This is a genomic window from Enterococcus gallinarum NBRC 100675, assembly GCF_001544275.1.
Taxonomy (GTDB): domain Bacteria; phylum Bacillota; class Bacilli; order Lactobacillales; family Enterococcaceae; genus Enterococcus_D; species Enterococcus_D gallinarum.
In genome coordinates this window covers 1-17,597 of the sequence record NZ_BCQE01000007.1, presented here as the reverse complement: position 1 = coordinate 17,597, position 17,597 = coordinate 1, and the positions used below count along the sequence as shown (strand labels likewise).

The following is a 17,597-nucleotide window of genomic DNA, read 5'->3' as shown; positions in this document are numbered from 1 at the left end:
GTCGGACTTTGTGAATGAATGTTCGTTATAATCTCAGTCAGATTGACGTCCCTTCTTTTGCAGAAAAGAAAAAAAGTATTTTAAGATATTTTAGGGAAAATTTCTGAAAGTGTTGAGAAAAGGGAAAAGTTTTCCCAAAATTAGATTTTAGTTTGCTAAAAATTATCCGTATAATTTCTAATAACCTTAGTGAGATTGAGGATGGTGAAAGAATGTCCAAAAAAATGCAGCTTGTAGGTATCGTCTTTTCCCTATTTTTTCATTTTTCGGTTTCAGTTGCTGCAGAAGAAATGACGGTAACTGAAGAGTCGATACCAGAGTCACAAACTTTAGTGGATGAGTCACAGACAGAAGAATCGTTGATCGAGGAAAGCACTCAAGAGGAGTCTTCTCAGTCAAAAGTTGCCCAACCAACAGGTGATGAAAGTCTGGAAAGTTCATTGACGACGGAATCCTCTTCGGCTCAGAAACAAGAATCTATGGAACAACCAACCGTTTTTGCAGGGGAAGCTGAAGCTGTAGTTGAGGAAATAGGTACTGCTGGAAATCCATATTTAGTGACGACTTTTTCTGAATTCAAACAAGCACTGTCTGCTTCTTTAGATTCCGGGTCAACAAAATATATTCAATTACAAAATGATATTGTCTACGATGGCACTGCGGTTATTGGACACAATACGGTGATCGATGGCAACGGATTTGCTTTCTTATATAGTGGTACAAGTTATGGTGCTGCCCATTTTAGTACAGGGGCTAATAATATTTCGATCACCTACAAAAATATATCGTTTGGGAACAGTGCCTATCCAAATAGCACCTATTACGGAATTTTATATAACGGAAACTCGAATGTCCACTTTATTGTGGAAAATATCAACTACAATATTCAAAATGGCGGACAACCTTTTTGGGGAAACAATGATGCTGGGAATAGTTTAGAACTAAGGGGGCAAAATAGTTTTTATTCTTCTGGTTCATCATATGGCGGAGAATTCGTGGAAGGTTACCGGACTATTTTATTTTCTGAAGACAGCAACACGAAAATCTATAATGATACACCTACGGCTATGGCTATTTTTTGGAGTACTGCGCAAACCGTGACAATTGCCCCAAGAGCGCTTGTTTCGATCGAAACAAGCAAACCTTTGCTCTTCTACGGGGATAACGCCACTTTAAACATCCAAGAACAAGCAGAGCTACATTACAGGAAGTTTTATGGAACGAATTATCAAACAAATGACGTTAGTTTAAGTTATATCGGTACGCTGACCGGGAACTTAGCTGAAAATTCGATTGCACATTTTACGACAGAAGCAAATAGTTTCTCCGGCAATAGCCCGATATTCAATCTATCTTCACCGGATTATTTAGTTTTTGACACGAATAATCCGTCAAAACAAGTTTTTGCTTCCGGCTTTAACCCAAAATTCACTCGCAAAGATACGGATGCCTCTACGTATAGAATGGATTACTTAACATCAGAACAACAGTCAACCTATATTGCCGATGTGCAGTCGAACACCGCTTATACAATTACAGCAGCTGCTATCGAAAATGGTTATTCAATGGCTTACAGTCGTATGCCCAAAATTGAAAACCTATCAGCAATACCAGAAGTTGCTGCAGATATTAGCAACATCCATGGACAAATTGATTCGCTAACGCCTTTATCATTCGTTGGGAAACAAGTTCAATATAAATTAGCTGCCAAACAATTATATGCAGGCTCAGATCTCTCAGATCCAACTGCTCAAGATAGTATTGAGCAAGCGGGAGATGGGGTTCTTCAGAGCAAGGAAGTAACCTTAGAACAAAATTCTCCATCGACAGGAACCGTTACAAAGGCAACTTTCCAACAATTAACTGCAGCCACCTATTATTTATATGCGAAAGTGGAAGGGTCTCGTATTCCTGGTTATTTGTTCCAAAGCCTTTGGCAAGAAGTGGCTGTAGAAGTACCTAAATTTACACTGCTGCAGTTTTCCAATCAGACGATGGCTTTTGATAGTCCGATTCCTGGTGAATTCGGAAAACAACAAAATCTAGACGAATATACCGTGAGAAATGCTGGCAATGTGCCAACAGTTCTAAAATTAAAAAGTATTACTCGTGATCCTGAGAATACTTCAATCATTTCGTTAGTGGATCAATTTCTAAGTAATGAGCAGGAATTGCAGCTTTCTTTAGTTGCAGAAAAAGTAGATAGTAAAGAAAGAGTCACGATGGGACCATTGATTGAAAAAGAGAATATGGATCAGCCGAGTATTCAACTCAATCCATTTTGGGAATCGGATGATCAGGCAGCTCTTTATTTCACTGGAAACTATTCTGGGCCAATGAATGGTCCGCAAGCGATCAGTTACCGCTTTTCTTTTGCTATTACAGCACAAAATACAAATCAAGAGGAGTAAATTATGGAAGAAAAAAAGAACCGAAAAAAACGAATTTTATTATTGCTCCTTCTTTTACTCTTACTTTTGGGCGGTTACGGAGTCTACCATTTCTTCTTGTCTCCCAAACCGATACCGATGACAGTCATCAGTGGGGATTTCTTGCCAGAAGGAAAAGATGCGACAAAAATGTCCGAAAAAGAATTAGCAGTTCTTGCTCAGAAGAAAGTTGATGCGAGTAATTTCAACATGATGATCGTCTCGGAAGCAATCATCGATAGCAAAACTCAAACAGGACAGTTAGCAATTAAAAACCCTGAAAGCAATGCTTATCCGATCAATGTCGAGATCAAAGAGGATGAAACGGGTCAGCTTATTTATACATCCGGTGCAATTTATCCCGGAGAAGAAATTAAACAGGTTCACTTAGAACAATCGCTATCTGCGGGCGAGTATCATACTACTGCTAATTTTAGCCTCTATGATCCGCAAACAAAGAAAAAGCAAGGAGAAGTTTCTGCAGGCGTCACGCTCCTTGTTGAATAATTTAGGTATTACAAACATTTTGTTTTATATAATAAGGGGGAATTTATAATGAAAAAATTACTAGCTATATTACTAACATCCGGTGTGGTTCTCGGGACGGCAACAGCTGTTTACGCGGAAGATGGTTCAGGAAGTGGTAGTCAGCAAACGATTAGTGGCGAAACTACCGCTGATATTCAAGTCAATGGAACGTTAGGTGCTGACAACACAGATCCAAATGCGAATATTCCTGAAGGAGATACGAATTGGATCAATGTGACTGTACCGACAAAAACGATTTTTTATAACACTGTGGCTAATCATACGATTTCAGCACCATCCTATACAATTCTTAACAATTCGGGGCGACCAGTAACAGTAACTGCGAATGGCTTTAAAGCAGAAGGAACGAATCCCACATTGCCAAATGACTTTACTTTGAAACTAGCAGTTACCGGAACAGCAGGCAACACAGCGACAACAGCTTCAACGAATTTGATTACAGATGGGACTGTCGTATCTTCTTTAAATGCACCGCTGATTACTTTAGCCAATGTAAAAAATCAGCAGCAAGCTAGTGATACGCCCGCAACGCCAGTAAACAATAAAGCAACATTCACGTATACAGGAAGTGCTACAACCACCACACAAGTCAACGTAAACTATACGTTGAATCTTAAGTTTGATGCAGTTAGTTGGAACTAAAAAACAAATGGGGTGATTGCATGGCTACTGCAACTGATATTCAAGTTTTCGGTCAATTAGGGCTTGAAACAGCCGACAGCAATCCGGAGAGTATCAATGAATTAAATCATCACTTGGAAGAAGTAACGACTGCTTCGGTTGTTCCACATTATGTTGTAACGCGGGAGTATCCCAGAACAGGAGAAACGAGCCAATCTTTTTTCACCTTGTCTGGAATAGGGATATTACTTATTGTGTTATTGATCACTTTAAGTAGAAATGGCGAGCAATCTGAATGAACTTGGGATTTTGCCTTTTGCCCCTGGTTGAAAGGATAGTTTCATCAGAGTTAATTATTGGCGAATACTAATCGGCTTCAAACGCATCTCATCAATGATGTGAATAACCATTAAATACCTTTGTAGAAATAACCAATCTTGTCAAAGTATTGGTTATTTCTTTTGCATTAACTTCTATCTCAGTGCAATTTTTAAACAATCCGACGAAACTAAAGGAATGTTTTTACCTAGTGGATAAGCCCCCAAGCACTCATGCATTGTGAGAATTGCCACTAAATATGATAAAACGATTTTAGGCTAATACTTTGGAAAAAATAAAGTTCTTGAATCGTTTTTAGCGAAAAAAGAGAGCCGTCTTTCACTACTTCTTCCACTTCTTAAAGTGTAGGAAAGCGTGTATAATCATAAGAAGAGCCTGGGCGTTTTATCTGTATCTGTGGTTCGGTCAGTCGCAAAGTAATTTGTAGTGATTCAAATAAAGCAATGGAGAGTGAAAAGAATGAAAATTTGTATTGATCAAGCATTCTGGGAAATCTTTCCCCAAGCACAAATTAGTTGTCTCGTTGTGAAAGGGATCGACAATTCAATAGATCCTGCAAAAGAAAGTTATTTTACCGAATTGCTGGAAAACGGCAAACGCGAAGCTAAGCAATTCTTAACGAATGAAACCTTCAGTGAAAATCCAGTTGTCCAAGAGTGGCGGGAAGCTTTCCAAAAATTTAAGACAAAAAAAGGTGCCCGTTCTTCCATTGAAGCGTTGTTGAAGCGTGTCAATCAAGATCGAACTTTTTTTCCAATCAATCCATTAGTAGATCTCTACAATAGTGTCTCTATGAAGTATGGAATGCCTTTAGGTGGAGAAGATTTGGCTGCAATCGCAGGTGATTTACACCTCGGATTAGCCAAGGGTGGGGAGTCATTTTTCCCATTAGGAGCCGAGACGGATGCGCCAGCTCTAGCAGGAGAATTGATTTACTATGACGAGCAAGGAGCCATCTGCCGCTGTTTAAATTGGCGAGAAGCGCAACGCACGATGTTAAAAGAAGAGACCGTCAACGCAGTATTGTTCATTGAATCAATCAATGAAGAACAACATTTGCGGGCCGATGCCGCAATGGCTGAGTTGAAAAAATTAGTCGAAGACTACTTCAAAATCGAAAGCAGCCTGTATGTCTTGAGTCGTGATCATACGGAAGTAACGATTTAAGCTTGACTTATTTTTATAGTGAATGTTTTTTAATGATACAACTACTTGTAAATGTAAAAGAAAGAGTCTACGGTAGGACTTTTTAAGTGAAATCAAAAAGACAGCTTCACCCAAAGCTACCTTCTTATTGATTCGCTGACTAAAAACCTACAGTAGACTCTTTTTTTCTGATAATCAGTAAGAAAGTGTGCCGTTTTCAAAAGGCAGTGCGTCCAGCTCTTCAGTGGTAAATAACAAATCTCCTTCTGTAGGAATGCTGACTCTGTTCACTGCTGAGGAATCTTTTTTATAAGCAGCACCGGCTTTTTTCGTGTTATACAAATAAAGGTCTTTGCCAAAATTCAATTGCGGATCGGATAGATTTTCTTCTCGAGAACTGCGAACAAGAATGCTGCTTTTCCGGGGGCCCCATTCCAATTCGTGATGCCCCTCTGCCAGCAATAGACTCTGTTTCTCATTGCTATAGTTTTTGTAGCCAGCTATTTTTGGCAAGCTGATAAGTGGTTTATTCGTTGTAAAAGAAATCAAATATTCTACATCTTCTGGTAATCGAACGGTTTGACCGGTGGCTTTATTGGTGATGGTTGTTTCTGGCAATCGGTACTTTTTGATTCCAGTGATGGTGATGTCTTCTTTCGTAAGCATGACTGGATCGATCCAAAAACCAATCGCTAATACGGTTAATAAAATGATAGAAAGAACGGACAATATACCAATCAACCATTTCCCCCATCTCTTTTTTCGACTATCGAGATTTAGTTCCGTCACCATTGCTTGATCTTCTTTCAGTAAATAATCCAATGGCAATTCAAAATAATCACTGAGCTTGACCACCTGATTTAAATCAGGATAACTTTTTTCATTTTCCCACTTGGAGATTAGCTGACGGGTGACAAAAAACTCATTGGCCAATTGTTCTTGCGTCAATCCTCTCGCTAATCGTTCTTCTTTGATAATTTTTCCGATATTCATAGGTTCCTCCGTTTTGTCTTTCCCATTATAGCAAAAATTCTAAACCCTCCCAATAATCCCCGGGAATATTCGGGTGCAACAAAGGGTAACATGTTGATGGAGCAATGTTTTCTTTTGTTGCAGAAAAGAATATGGCATGGAATCCTTTGTCGCTTTGATTGATGAGAACGAACAAGTATCGTCAAAAAAGAAGCGGAGGGAAGAGGAATGAAAAGAAAATTCTCGTTATTGGATTGTGCGCAATGTTTTGCTGCACTGTTGGTTGTTTTAGTACATTGTGGGCGACTTGCTGAAAATGATTTGGTTCATTTTCTTTTAAAGAGTCTCCTCTGTCGCTGGGCGGTACCATTCTTTTTGGTGTTGAATGGGTACTTTTTTCGGAAAAAGCAGTATCTTCTAAAAGAGTGGATCTTGCGACAGTTAAAAATATATATCCTATGGTCAATAATCTATCTGCCATATGGCATGATGTATCTTCAGCAACTAGCGCTCCCTGTGTATTTCTATCCCGTAGCCTTCGGGTTCGCTTTTTTTATGATCGGTATCTGCTATCACTTATGGTATTTTCCGGCACTGATCAGCGGGATGTGGCTTGTCCACAAAACAAGGAAGTGGGGCTATCCTATCCAATTTGGGCTGGCTAGTTTTCTCTATGTGATTGGTTCCTCAGAAACCTACTCCAGTTATTTGGAGGGACCATTGCTGACATTCTATGATATTTACAAAAGCTTATTTCTGACAACACGTAATGGTCTATTTTACAGCTTTATCTTTTTGCTTTGCGTACATTCTTGGCAGACTATCAGAAACATTCCATATTTCAAAATCATTTACGGAAGAAAATTGCTTTATTGTTACTATTTCTGTTGATCGAAGGTGGAATCATTTATATCAATCAAGGAGATGATAAAAATTTCTTATTGATGATGGTTCCAGTTGCATTATTTATGACTGCTTTTTTAGTGAAAAACAGCAAGATCCAATCATCACAGTCTTCTTTATTACGGCAAGGAAGCAGAGCATTCTTTTTTATCCATCCTTTTGTCTTGGAGAGTGGCAAAACGATAGCTTCACTTCATGGCATACCCCTGTTTGTTTTCACTGTACTAGGCGTGAGTGGATTGGTCGCTGTCAAAGTCAATCTTGTCAAAATCATTGATACCCTTTATCAAGCAGAATATGGGGAATGGTGAAGCAAATAAACTAAAAGAAAACTGTTTCTTACAGCACCTCTTGGCTTTTCCAGGAACGTAAGCTATGATAAACGGAGAAAGAGGACAAGGAGAACAGCGATGAAAGAACAATTACTTGCTTACTTGCAAAACCAGACGGCTTTTTTCTCTGTAGAAAATGTAAGCGATGTCTTCACAGCGAAAGATATTGCCGAGAAGTTTTCAGTCAAGAGAAACACGATCAGTCACTATTTGAATCAGCTAACGGAAGAAGGTCGTTTAGTGAAAATTGCGACCCGACCCGTTTATTTTTTTCATAAGCAGGCATTTGAGAGCCAAAACTACCCCTTAACACAAAACGTATACGAGAGTCTGGCTGCTGTTGCGGCGGAAAAACCTTTTTTTGATCAAAAAGAAGATTTCTTTTCCAGTGTGATCGGCAGCAAAGGCAGTCTGGCAGAAGTCATTGAACAGATCAAGATGGCCGCCTTCTATCCAAATGGTGGGCTTCCCTTCTTGCTGACGGGAGAAAGTGGGACGGGGAAGAGTTTTCTGGTAAAAATGTTCCATCACTATTGTGTGGCAAATGAATTGTTAGAGAGCGATGCACCGCTGATAACCATCAATTGCGCACAGTACGCCAATAACCAAGAGCTATTGACTAGTAATTTATTTGGACATGTGAAAGGAGCCTTCACCGGAGCAGAAGAAGATCGTGGCGGTGCTTTTGAAGCAGCAAACGGCGGTGTCTTGTTTCTCGATGAAGTTCATCGGTTGAATGCTGAAGGGCAGGAAAAATTATTCACTTTTCTGGATCAAGGTGTCATCTATCGAATGGGGGATACAAGACGACCAATCACGTTGGATTGTCGGTTGGCGTTTGCAACGACAGAAGATTTGAAACAAACTTTTCTAACAACTTTTTTGCGGCGAATCCCGATCCAAGCGACATTGCCTGCTTTGGAAGAACGAACGATTTCCGAACGGAAGCAACTAATCTTGCAAGCATTTTTTGAAGAGCAAAAACGCATCGGTTTGCCGTTAGAACTCTCACCTCAAGTGATCGAAATGTTAACGACGAGTCATTTTTCTGGGAATGTCGGTGAATTGAAAAGTACGATCAAGATTATTACTGCCAAAAGCTATACGGCTAGTCTAAAGCGGAAAGCCAAAGAAATAGCAGTCACGGTCTATCATTTACCAGAACATTTACTGCAATTGACAGATGAACCCAATGAGTCAGCGACGACGCAATCGATTCTTATTGATGGGCAAACGCAAATCCAGCAGCTGACTGCCGAAAGTGAGCCAGAACAACAAAAGATCATTCAAACATATGAACAGATCCTACTCAATTATGTCCAGGCGGGACAGGATTTTACAGCTGCAACTGATCCTATTTCTAAAGTGATTGAAAGACTATTCGAAAATTTATTGTTTGATCATAAACAAGAACAAAAGCAGCGGACGATGATTTTTGTGACCGAGCACGTCCAGCGAATGATGGAGCAGATCGAACATTCCTTCCAAATCAGCTTTAACGGCAGCATGGTTTATACGATCAGTTATTATTTATGGCTGCGGCGAAATGTGGAGTGGCTGCCGGATGATCAAGACAAACTTTTATTGACAGAGAACCTACTGAAGAGCGTTAAAAAGCATTATTCGACAAGTGATCGCTACACCGAAAATCTGTTAGGGCTAGTGCAAAAAGCATTGGATATCGAGTTAACGAGTATGGACCGCATTATTTTTACACTCTATATCAACGATATGGGGTATACCAAAGATTCATTGCTTCCAAGAAGTATCATCGTGGCCCATGGCTACGCAACTGCCAGCAGTATTGCGAATGTAGCGAATCGTTTGTTGAATGAATCGGTTTTTCAGTCTTTCGATATGCCATTAGATGTCACGCCTAAGCAAATTGCAGAAAGGGTCACCGCATATATTCAAAAAAATGATGTATCTAATGGACTAGTGGTCTTGTTCGACATGGGTTCGTTGAAAGAAATCTATCAGTATATTCCAGAATTGACGGTTCCAATCGTCATGATGAACAATGTAACGACAAGTGTAGCCATCGCTGTGGGGGAATGTATCCAGCAGAATGTTTCGTTGAGGGAAATTCCAGAACGGGTAAATGCCTACAGTCAAAATGAATGGGAGATTATTCTTCCGCAAACGAAAAAAGAGAAAGTTGTCATCACAACGTGTTCAACAGGGATTGGAACTGCGGTTCAAATCTCTAATTTATTAGAAAAGAGCATTCCAGATCATTTACAGATTCGAATTCTCCCTTATGAGTTCAATCAGTTGGAAAATAGGGAACATGTCAAGCAGGCTTTGACATCGTATGACATTGTTGGTGTTGTAGGAACCAACAAACCTCGTCAAGAGCTGGCTCCTTTTATTTCTTTAGAAGAACTGATTTCTGGCGCAGGTACAGCAGTACTATTAAGTTGGCTGAAAGAAGAATTGGATGAAGAGATGATTGCGTATGTGAACAATCAATTAGTAAGAAACTTTTCGCTAGATCGAGTGATTCAATCTGTGACGATTCTAGATACAGAGAAAGTGATTTCTCAAATGGAATTCTTTGTGGGGAATCTGGAACGTATGTGGCAGCAAAGAATCACTAATGACCGCAAGCTTGCGTTGTTTGTCCATACGAGTTGTTTGATCGAACGACTGATTCGAAATGAAGCCATTGAGAATTACCATGCCAGCGACACACTGCTCCAGTGTCATGAAAAACAGCTGAAAGAGATCAAAAAGGCGTTTAGTGTCATTGAAAAGGTTTACAGTGTCACGATACCAGAATCTGAAGTTTGCTATATCTATGATGTTTTATTTGGAAACACTGATTCTTCAATGGTTGAAGCGGATTTTTAATCGATAAGGAAAGCGTGCCACTTTTTTTGGCACGCTTTTTGCGTTTAATAAAGTGTAACTTGGCGCAAAGAGAGGTGAAAGCAGTGGAGCAAATCGTTATTTTAGCATCACACGGTAGATTTGCATCAGGAATCTTGCATTCTTTAGAACTTATTTGTGGAAAAAAACAATCAGTCATTGCCATTGATTGTTATGTTCAAGAAGCATTCGATCTAACGGCAACTATAGATACACTGATGGAAACCTATAAACAGCATGAAATGATCGTTATCACAGATATTTTCGGTGGCAGTGTGAACAATGAATTTTTACGTTATATCCAACAACCGAATTTCTACTTGATCGCAGGATTGAATTTGCCATTGTTGATTGAATTGACAACACAACTTCAAGGAGGAGGTGCCATCTCAGAAACAATCCATCAAACGTTGGCTAATTCGAAAGATATGATCCAGTTCTGCAATGATAGTGTAGCAAAAGAAATCGAAGAAGAAGAATTTTAGGAGGAACGACATGATTATTTTGACACGAGTCGATCATCGACTATTACATGGACAAGTCGCATTTTCTTGGACGCAAAGTTTGGGTGCAGATTGCATCTTGATCGCTAATGATGATGTGCCGACAAATGACATCCGTAAGACAACGATCAAACTAGCCAAACCACAAGGCGTCAAGCTAGTGATCAAAACGATCGAAGATTCTATCCATGCGCTGAAAAGCGGCGTGACTGATAAATACAAATTGTTTATCGTAGTAGAATCCATTGAAGATGCCTATAAGTTAGCAGAAAGCTATCCAGAAATCACTAAAGTCAATTTGGGTGGGATCAAAGCCAAAGAAGGAACTAAAATGATTGGCAAAGCAGTCAATGTTTTACCAGCAGAAGAAGAGCTTCTGAAAAAAATGGTTGCTAAAGGAATCGCTGTCGATATCCGACAGGTACCTTCAGATAAAAAAGTCGCTGTCGAAGATGTTTTATAAAGAAAGGAGTAACAGAGATGCTGCAAGCAATATTACTTGGAATCGTTGCATTTATTGCGCAGTCTGAATACGCATTAGGAACGTCATTACTGTCGCGTCCTATTGTTACTGGATTGTTTACAGGAATCGTATTAGGGGACGTAAGCACGGGAATCATTATGGGCGCAACACTGGAACTAGCGTTTATCGGCTCTTTTTCTGTTGGTGCGTCTATTCCACCCGATGTCGTAACTGGTGGGATTCTTGGTACAGCCTTTGCAATTACAGCAGGAGCGGGAACGGAGACGGCTTTATTGTTAGGACTCCCGATCGCAACATTGACACTTATCTTGAAAAATGTTTACTTGGGACTGCTCATTCCTATGATGAACCAAAAAGCCGATTTGTACGCGGCAGATGGTAACTACAAAGGTGTGGAAAGGATGCACTTATTGGCAGGTTTTGGCTTATCACTGATGTTGGCCCTTGTAGTTACGATTTCCTTCATGGTAGGCAGTAATACGATTAGTAAATTGTTGGATATGATCCCAGCCTTTGTACAGAATGGTTTATCAGTCGCAACTGGCTTGATCCCAGCCCTTGGATTTGCCATGTTGGCTAGGTTACTGATCAATAAACAAGTTGCTCCTTATTTCTTTTTAGGGTTTGCATTAGCAGCTTATTTAGAGCTGCCTGTTACAGGAATTGCAATCTTTGGTGCGATAACAGCCGTTGTAGTTGTGAATCTAAGAAACATACGCGGACAAGGGCAATCTGTTCAAACGACTTCAGGGGAGGTACTAGATGATGAAGACTTCTAATGAGAAAGCCGAAATTACCAAAAAAGAATTGAATCGTGTCTTCTGGCGTTCGTTTCAAATGGAGTTCTCATGGAACTATGAGCGGCAAATGAACCTGGCTTATGTCTATGCGATGATTCCGATTTTAAAGAAACTTTACAAAACAAAAGAATCGATGGCCGATGCATTGAAACGTCATCTAGAATTTTTCAACACGACCCCTCATATCGTGACACTTATTTTAGGAATCAATGCAGCGATGGAAGAAGAAAATGTGAATGATCAAAATTTTGATTCCTCAGCGATCGATAACATCAAGACATCCTTGATGGGACCTTTAGCTGGGATTGGGGATTCCTTCTTTTGGGGAACGTTACGACTGATCGCCACTGGAGTAGGAACTTCATTGGCTTTACAAGGAAACATATTGGGACCGATTCTCTTTCTGCTGATTTTCAATATTCCTCATTTACTGTTTCGTTATTTTGCTACTGGTTGGGGATATAAGCTTGGAACAGGATTTTTAAAGAAAATCCAGGAAAACGGTATGATGGAAAGCTTAACATACGGCGCCGCGATCATTGGATTGATGGTTGTGGGAGGAATGACAGCTACGATGATCGATATCAATATCCCATTACAGATCGGTTCGGGTGAAAATGCTGTTACAGTACAAAGTATCTTTGATGATATCGTCCCGAAAATTTTATCATTAGGTGCGTTTGGGGCTGTCTTTTATCTGCTGAAAAAAGAAGTCAAGCCGTTGATTATTCTGCTTGGATTAGCAGTAGTTGGTATTTTGGGATCTTTGATTGGACTTTTTTAAGGAGGAATTGTTGTGGCAACGATGATGGATTATATTCAGGAAGAGCAAGAAACATTAGTTGAGATATTGCAGGGATTTGTTCCTAAAAAAGAAGAAAGAAGATCAGCGATTGAACATTTAATGATTTTGGCAACAGGCTCTTCTGCCAATGCCTGTTTAGCAGCAAAGTACGCACTGGAGAAGTTGGCGCAGATCACTGTCACGATCGAGGAACCATACCACTTTAATCATTATGGTCATCTTTCAAAAGAAATTGAGACAGTTCTGGCGGTTTCTCAAAGTGGAAAAAGTGCCTCGACAATAGATGCCGTGGCCCATTTGTCAGAGCAAGGTCTTTACACCATCGGTTTGAGCAGTGATCTCGAAAGCCCCCTTGTGCAAAAAGTAAACGAAAGAATTGATCTAGGAACCGGGATCGAGACCGTTGGATTCGTGACGAAGGGATATGTCGCAACGGTATTGCAACTCTATCTGTTAGGCGTATCGATTGGCTACAGCAAAGGCTTATTGTCCGATGACCAAGTGTCGATTATCAAAAGCCAGTTAGAGAAGATGATTGAAGCCGTTCCTCAAGTCATTGATAAAACGATAGCTTTTTTTGAGAAAAACGTCAGTACTTTTAAACTAGCCAATCGGTTTGTGACAATTGGTTACGGCCCAAACTGGGGAACCGCAAAAGAATTTGAAACGAAATTTACCGAAACTGTTCGAGTACCTTCTCAAGGCGTGGAATTAGAAGCGTATATGCACGGTCCTTATCTTGAAGCAAACCATGAACATGTGCTTTTCTTTATTGAAGCGCCAAGCTCGAATCAAACAAGATCTCAGTTATTGCGTGATTATATGACTTCTCATGTGGGGAAAGCTTATACAATCACTGTAGCAGCAGCGGCTGACTCCGATACACTTGGGCTGGATGTTGCATGTGAGGAACTTTTTTCTCCGTTGCTCTTAGTTATTCCGTTTCAAATTTTCTCCTATCTTGGGGCAGCTGCTAAAGGAATCGATTTAAGTAAACGTATTTTTGACGATTTTGATCAAGTGTTAAAAAGTAAAATTTAGAGGTGGAAAAATGCTTAAATTTAATGAACAACAACAAATTGACGATATCCAAGGAATGTTAGACTTGCGCCCAGAAATTGAAAAGTTGGTCGACACCCTTGACGAAAAAGGCTTTGATGCGATCTATTATCTAGGAATTGGCGGCACGTATGCTTCTGCTATGCAAGCAGTTACTTATATCAATGGAAAAAGTGATCTGCCTGTTTATGTCCAACATGCGGCGGAATACTATACAACAGGGAACCGTCGCTTGACAAAAGACTCATTAGTTATCTTGTCATCTGTCACTGGTACGACACAAGAAGTGGTAAAGGCTGTCGCAGAAATCAAAAAAGTAGGAGCGACATTGCTAGGATTTATTGATACAAAAGGCAGTGTCTTGGCAGAACAGTGTGACCATGTCATCACGTATCCTGCACCAGGAACAGAACAAATCAAATTCTTTATGGTTGCGGATCGTTTAATGAAAAATCATGGGGATTTTCCTGATTACGAAGAGTATTATCAAGAATTGGATCAGCATCTAGCAAAAGGATTAGTAGAAGCAGAGAAACAAGCGGATGAATTTGGCAGATCGTTTGCGGAAAAACATCGTCATGATGCGATGCACTATTTCATCGGTGCGGGAAATCAATGGGGCGCTGTCTATTCTTATGCTATGTGCTACTGGGAGGAGCAAAGCTGGTTACGCTCAAAATCAATCCATGCCGCTGAATTTCTTCACGGGACGTTGGAAATCGTTGATGAGACAACACCTGTCACGGTCTTTTTAGGTGAAGACGAACAACGCCCACTATCAGAAAGAGTGGCTAAATTATTGCCACGAATTTGTGGCGACTATACATTGATCGACACGAAAGACTATCCTGTTTCAGGAATCAGTGAGAAATATCGGGGTCGAGTGTTGTCGCATTTGTTAATGCATTGCGTGACACAACGCATCGACGCTTACGTCGAGCAAATGAATTGCCACCCAATGGAGATACGACGCTACTATCGCCAGTTTGAGTATTGATCATCAAGGGGCAACAAGACTTCTTATCTAAAACATGCGATTGCTGTTTCTCACACAGAAAACGTGCTTGTCAAGTAAAGAATAGAGAGCGTTGCACCGTAAAATAGCTAGGACATAAGTTCAGATCAAATGAAATGAAAAGTGATCATATCGGAAACCTTGAATTTCCGGTATGATAAATCAAACGTTTGGGAGAGGACTTAAGTGCTAGCTTTTTTTGTGCAGGAAAAAGTCTAGAAAGAACTAAGGGTTGATTTTACCTCTGGCCATCAAATCGTAGCGATTGAGAGCCGAAAGTCGAAATAGGTTATTGATCAAGCAGATATCAAGCAGAGGGAAAGACCCTGTGCAAATAATTTTCAACGAAACGACAGCTGTTTCTCGCTACCAAAAATCAGCTGCATGCTGAAAAAGAATGGCGTGGATTCCCTTTCAACCGGCTATTTTTTCTGATAAAAAAACATTCCTTTCGATTCATTAAAAGATGAGATCATAAATTTTCCTTCAAATCCGACCCTAGCCGTAGGTCGAAACGTATCTCTTATAGTACAATAATAGAAACAGGAAAATAGTTAGATGGAGGATACTATGAAAAAAAATATCAGAAAAAAACAAATGATTTTAGCCACTCTCTTGGTTTCTAGCCAAGTTTTAGTTGCCGCACCATTAGCATTTGCTGAAGAATCAACTTCAAGCGAAGGGAGCTCAGCAATCTCACAAACGATCGAAACCTCGTCTTCGGCAGCTTCAGATACAGCAAGCTCAGAAACTGCGACTTCTACGACGGATAGTAAAGAAAAACTGCAGATCAATGCGGTAGCCATCGGTAATGCATTAACAAAAGAGCAAGAAAACTATACCCTAGATCAACTGGGGATCAAAGGAGAAACACCGATCTATACGACTTCAGGTTCCGATTTAATGAAATATATCCCTGATGGTGGCTTTACTAAAGATTGGGCGGTGTATAGTTCTGTCCGGATGCAGACCCTTGATAGCGGTGAAGGAATCACGGTGGACATTGCGACACCTAAAAATATCACCCGCATCACTGCCGCACAATACCAAAATGCTGCACTGACTGCTGGGATCACAGATGCTAAGCTGACAGTAGCTTCTGCTGTACCGATTGACGGTTCTGGGGCATTGGCAGGAGTCTATAAAATCGTTGAAGAATCCGGCGGCATCATCAATCAAGATCGTGTCAGTGTTGCGCAAGATGAAATGGATGTCTTATCAACCATTACAGAAGAAAACAAAGACAAAGAAGGCTATTCTGATGAAGCTCTGAATGCTGCACAAGAACAAGCGAAAACAGAGCTAGCTGCTCAAACAGCTGATGGCTCAGAATTGACTCAATCAGATATTCAAGCAACTGTTGAAAAAGCATTGAAAGACAATGGTTTAGAGGGAATCGTGACTTCGGATCAAGTTACTGAATTGACAACATTGATGAGCAACATGAAAGACAAAAATATTTTTGAAGATTTTGTCAAAGAGTTGGATCTTTCAGAAGCGCGCAAACAAATTGAAGAAAAATCCAAAGGACTATGGGAAAACGTTAAAAACTTCTTCAGTGGAATTTGGTCTTCGATCACGGGTGTGTTTGGCGGAAATTCTAACGAATAAGCAGTTGGCTAAATGGGCGTAATCAAAAACGAACGAAGGATAATGCAAGGCGGTCGTCATCTATGATGGCCGCTTTTTTCAAAGGAAAGGAATGTGATGAGTATGAGTTGTTTAGGAAACCTGATTTGGATGATTTTTGGTGGATTGGTTGGTGCAATTTCGTGGTTTTTGGCCGGTTGTCTGTGGTGTGTAACGATCATCGGCATCCCGATTGGTTTGCAGTGTTTTAAATTTGCTTCTTTATCATTGGCTCCTTTTGGAAAAGAAGTTGTCTATAGTGGTTCAGGAGTTTCTTTGCTATTGAATATCCTGTGGCTGATTTTTTCAGGAATACCTTTGGCAATCGCTCATCTGATGAGTGCCATTCTCTTAACGATTACGATTATTGGGATTCCTTTTGCGAAACAGTCGCTGAAACTAGCGGGTCTAGCATTGATGCCTTTTGGTGCCACGATCGTTTCAACAAATCGCTAAACAAAGTGACTTGTTTGATTTCCGGCAACAGCAATACCCATCTAGTAAAACTGCAAGATTTTCTTTTCGAATAGACAGATACGAAAAAGAGCCTTTTGACGGGCTCTTTTTTGTTTGCTCCGATAGTTGATTTACGACTCACTAGGGGAATGAAGCATAAATTTTCTAAGAAAAGATCGCTTAGGGAGCACAGTGAAAAGAAAGCGAATGAGTAAATAACCAAGTAGTGCCCCAACGGTATTTGCAATCAAATCCACGACATCTGCCCCTCGCCAGCCGCCTAGGAAATAATTGCTTAAAAACTGCAGTACTTCGATACTAAAGCTGACTAAAAACCCTAGCAGAACAGCTCGTAAGACAGAAGTTTTTTTAGCCATCAGATAATAAAAAACAGCTAATGGCGCCAACATAATGAGATTAGGGAGTATCGAAAGATCTGCTGCTAAGGAGAAGTTGATGCGACTGAGCCAATCGGATTGATTGGCATAGACCCCTGTTTGGATTTGAAAAGGGAAAAAAGTCAAGTAAAGGACAGCGAAACTATAGAAAACAAAGGCTCCAACCGTTATTTTTTGAAAAAGTGAAAGCTGAGCAGCATTGTAACGTAGAATCAAATAGCAAGTAACAAGAAATAACGGGGTTAAGACCAGACCAGAGATCGTAAACTGCATTATTGATTACTCC

At 40.2% G+C, this 17,597-nt stretch carries 18 protein-coding genes; 16 read left to right on the top strand and 2 right to left on the bottom strand.

The window, feature by feature from the left end:
• Positions 1 to 212: 212 nt before the first annotated feature.
• The 5 genes from EG2_RS05065 (at position 213) to EG2_RS05045 (ending at position 5,105) form a co-directional block, all read left to right on the top strand.
• On the top strand, positions 213 to 2,411 hold the full coding sequence (locus EG2_RS05065; protein ID WP_060813788.1) for a pectate lyase-like adhesive domain-containing protein: 2,199 nt from the start codon (positions 213 to 215) through the stop codon (positions 2,409 to 2,411).
• A gap of 3 nt (positions 2,412 to 2,414) precedes the next feature.
• Positions 2,415 to 2,936, top strand: coding sequence for a hypothetical protein (locus EG2_RS05060; RefSeq protein ID WP_060813787.1), 522 nt, complete (start codon positions 2,415 to 2,417; stop codon positions 2,934 to 2,936).
• Positions 2,937 to 2,984: 48 nt separating this feature from the next.
• Entirely contained in the window at positions 2,985 to 3,620 is a 636-nt protein-coding gene (locus tag EG2_RS05055; protein ID WP_060813786.1) for a hypothetical protein, read from the top strand.
• Between the two features lie 20 nt (positions 3,621 to 3,640).
• On the top strand, positions 3,641 to 3,898 hold the full coding sequence (locus tag EG2_RS05050) for an LPXTG cell wall anchor domain-containing protein (protein WP_060813785.1): 258 nt from the start codon (positions 3,641 to 3,643) through the stop codon (positions 3,896 to 3,898).
• A gap of 499 nt (positions 3,899 to 4,397) precedes the next feature.
• Positions 4,398 to 5,105 (top strand): B3/B4 domain-containing protein, encoded by a 708-nt coding sequence (locus tag EG2_RS05045; RefSeq protein ID WP_060813784.1) that lies wholly within the window; start codon positions 4,398 to 4,400, stop codon positions 5,103 to 5,105.
• 174 nt (positions 5,106 to 5,279) lie between these two features.
• Here EG2_RS05045 and EG2_RS05040 read toward each other — a convergent pair whose 3' ends face one another.
• Positions 5,280 to 6,077, bottom strand: a complete 798-nt coding sequence (locus EG2_RS05040; RefSeq protein ID WP_060813783.1) for a helix-turn-helix domain-containing protein — start codon at positions 6,075 to 6,077, stop codon at positions 5,280 to 5,282.
• 207 nt (positions 6,078 to 6,284) lie between these two features.
• On the opposite strand from EG2_RS05040, the gene EG2_RS05035 reads away from it, so the two are divergent.
• From EG2_RS05035 to EG2_RS04985, 11 genes are all read left to right on the top strand, one after another.
• On the top strand, positions 6,285 to 6,947 hold the full coding sequence (locus EG2_RS05035; protein WP_060813782.1) for an acyltransferase family protein: 663 nt from the start codon (positions 6,285 to 6,287) through the stop codon (positions 6,945 to 6,947).
• Positions 6,929 to 7,270, top strand: coding sequence for a hypothetical protein (locus EG2_RS05030; RefSeq protein ID WP_060813781.1), 342 nt, complete (start codon positions 6,929 to 6,931; stop codon positions 7,268 to 7,270). The genes EG2_RS05035 and EG2_RS05030 overlap by 19 nt, the downstream gene beginning before the upstream one ends.
• Before the next feature lie 99 nt (positions 7,271 to 7,369).
• Positions 7,370 to 10,144: a sigma 54-interacting transcriptional regulator gene (locus EG2_RS05025; protein WP_060813780.1), complete on the top strand. Its 2,775-nt coding sequence runs from the start codon at positions 7,370 to 7,372 to the stop codon at positions 10,142 to 10,144.
• An 83-nt stretch (positions 10,145 to 10,227) separates the two neighbouring features.
• Entirely contained in the window at positions 10,228 to 10,647 is a 420-nt protein-coding gene (locus tag EG2_RS05020; protein WP_060813779.1) for a PTS sugar transporter subunit IIA, read from the top strand.
• A 10-nt stretch (positions 10,648 to 10,657) separates the two neighbouring features.
• Positions 10,658 to 11,128 (top strand): PTS sugar transporter subunit IIB, encoded by a 471-nt coding sequence (locus EG2_RS05015; RefSeq protein WP_060813778.1) that lies wholly within the window; start codon positions 10,658 to 10,660, stop codon positions 11,126 to 11,128.
• 17 nt (positions 11,129 to 11,145) lie between these two features.
• The gene (locus EG2_RS05010; protein WP_060813777.1) at positions 11,146 to 11,928 is read left to right on the top strand and encodes a PTS mannose/fructose/sorbose/N-acetylgalactosamine transporter subunit IIC; all 783 of its coding nucleotides are present in this window, start codon (positions 11,146 to 11,148) and stop codon (positions 11,926 to 11,928) included.
• Positions 11,912 to 12,733, top strand: a complete 822-nt coding sequence (locus EG2_RS05005; protein WP_060813776.1) for a PTS system mannose/fructose/sorbose family transporter subunit IID — start codon at positions 11,912 to 11,914, stop codon at positions 12,731 to 12,733. Before EG2_RS05010 ends, EG2_RS05005 begins: the two co-directional genes overlap by 17 nt.
• A 12-nt stretch (positions 12,734 to 12,745) precedes the next feature.
• Positions 12,746 to 13,795 carry an SIS domain-containing protein gene (locus tag EG2_RS05000; RefSeq protein WP_060813775.1) on the top strand — a complete coding sequence of 350 codons (1,050 nt, stop codon included), beginning with the start codon at positions 12,746 to 12,748 and terminating at the stop codon, positions 13,793 to 13,795.
• A gap of 10 nt (positions 13,796 to 13,805) precedes the next feature.
• A complete protein-coding gene (locus tag EG2_RS04995) occupies positions 13,806 to 14,810 on the top strand; it encodes an SIS domain-containing protein (RefSeq protein ID WP_060813774.1) in 1,005 nt (334 codons plus the stop codon).
• Positions 14,811 to 15,398: 588 nt separating this feature from the next.
• Positions 15,399 to 16,439, top strand: a complete 1,041-nt coding sequence (locus tag EG2_RS04990) for a DUF1002 domain-containing protein (RefSeq protein ID WP_060813773.1) — start codon at positions 15,399 to 15,401, stop codon at positions 16,437 to 16,439.
• 102 nt (positions 16,440 to 16,541) lie between these two features.
• The gene (locus EG2_RS04985) at positions 16,542 to 16,913 is read left to right on the top strand and encodes a YccF domain-containing protein (RefSeq protein WP_060813898.1); all 372 of its coding nucleotides are present in this window, start codon (positions 16,542 to 16,544) and stop codon (positions 16,911 to 16,913) included.
• Between the two features lie 131 nt (positions 16,914 to 17,044).
• Here the strand turns inward: EG2_RS04985 and EG2_RS04980 are convergent, their stop codons facing one another.
• A complete protein-coding gene (locus EG2_RS04980; RefSeq protein ID WP_249024273.1) occupies positions 17,045 to 17,584 on the bottom strand; it encodes a VanZ family protein in 540 nt (179 codons plus the stop codon).
• Positions 17,585 to 17,597: the final 13 nt, after the last annotated feature.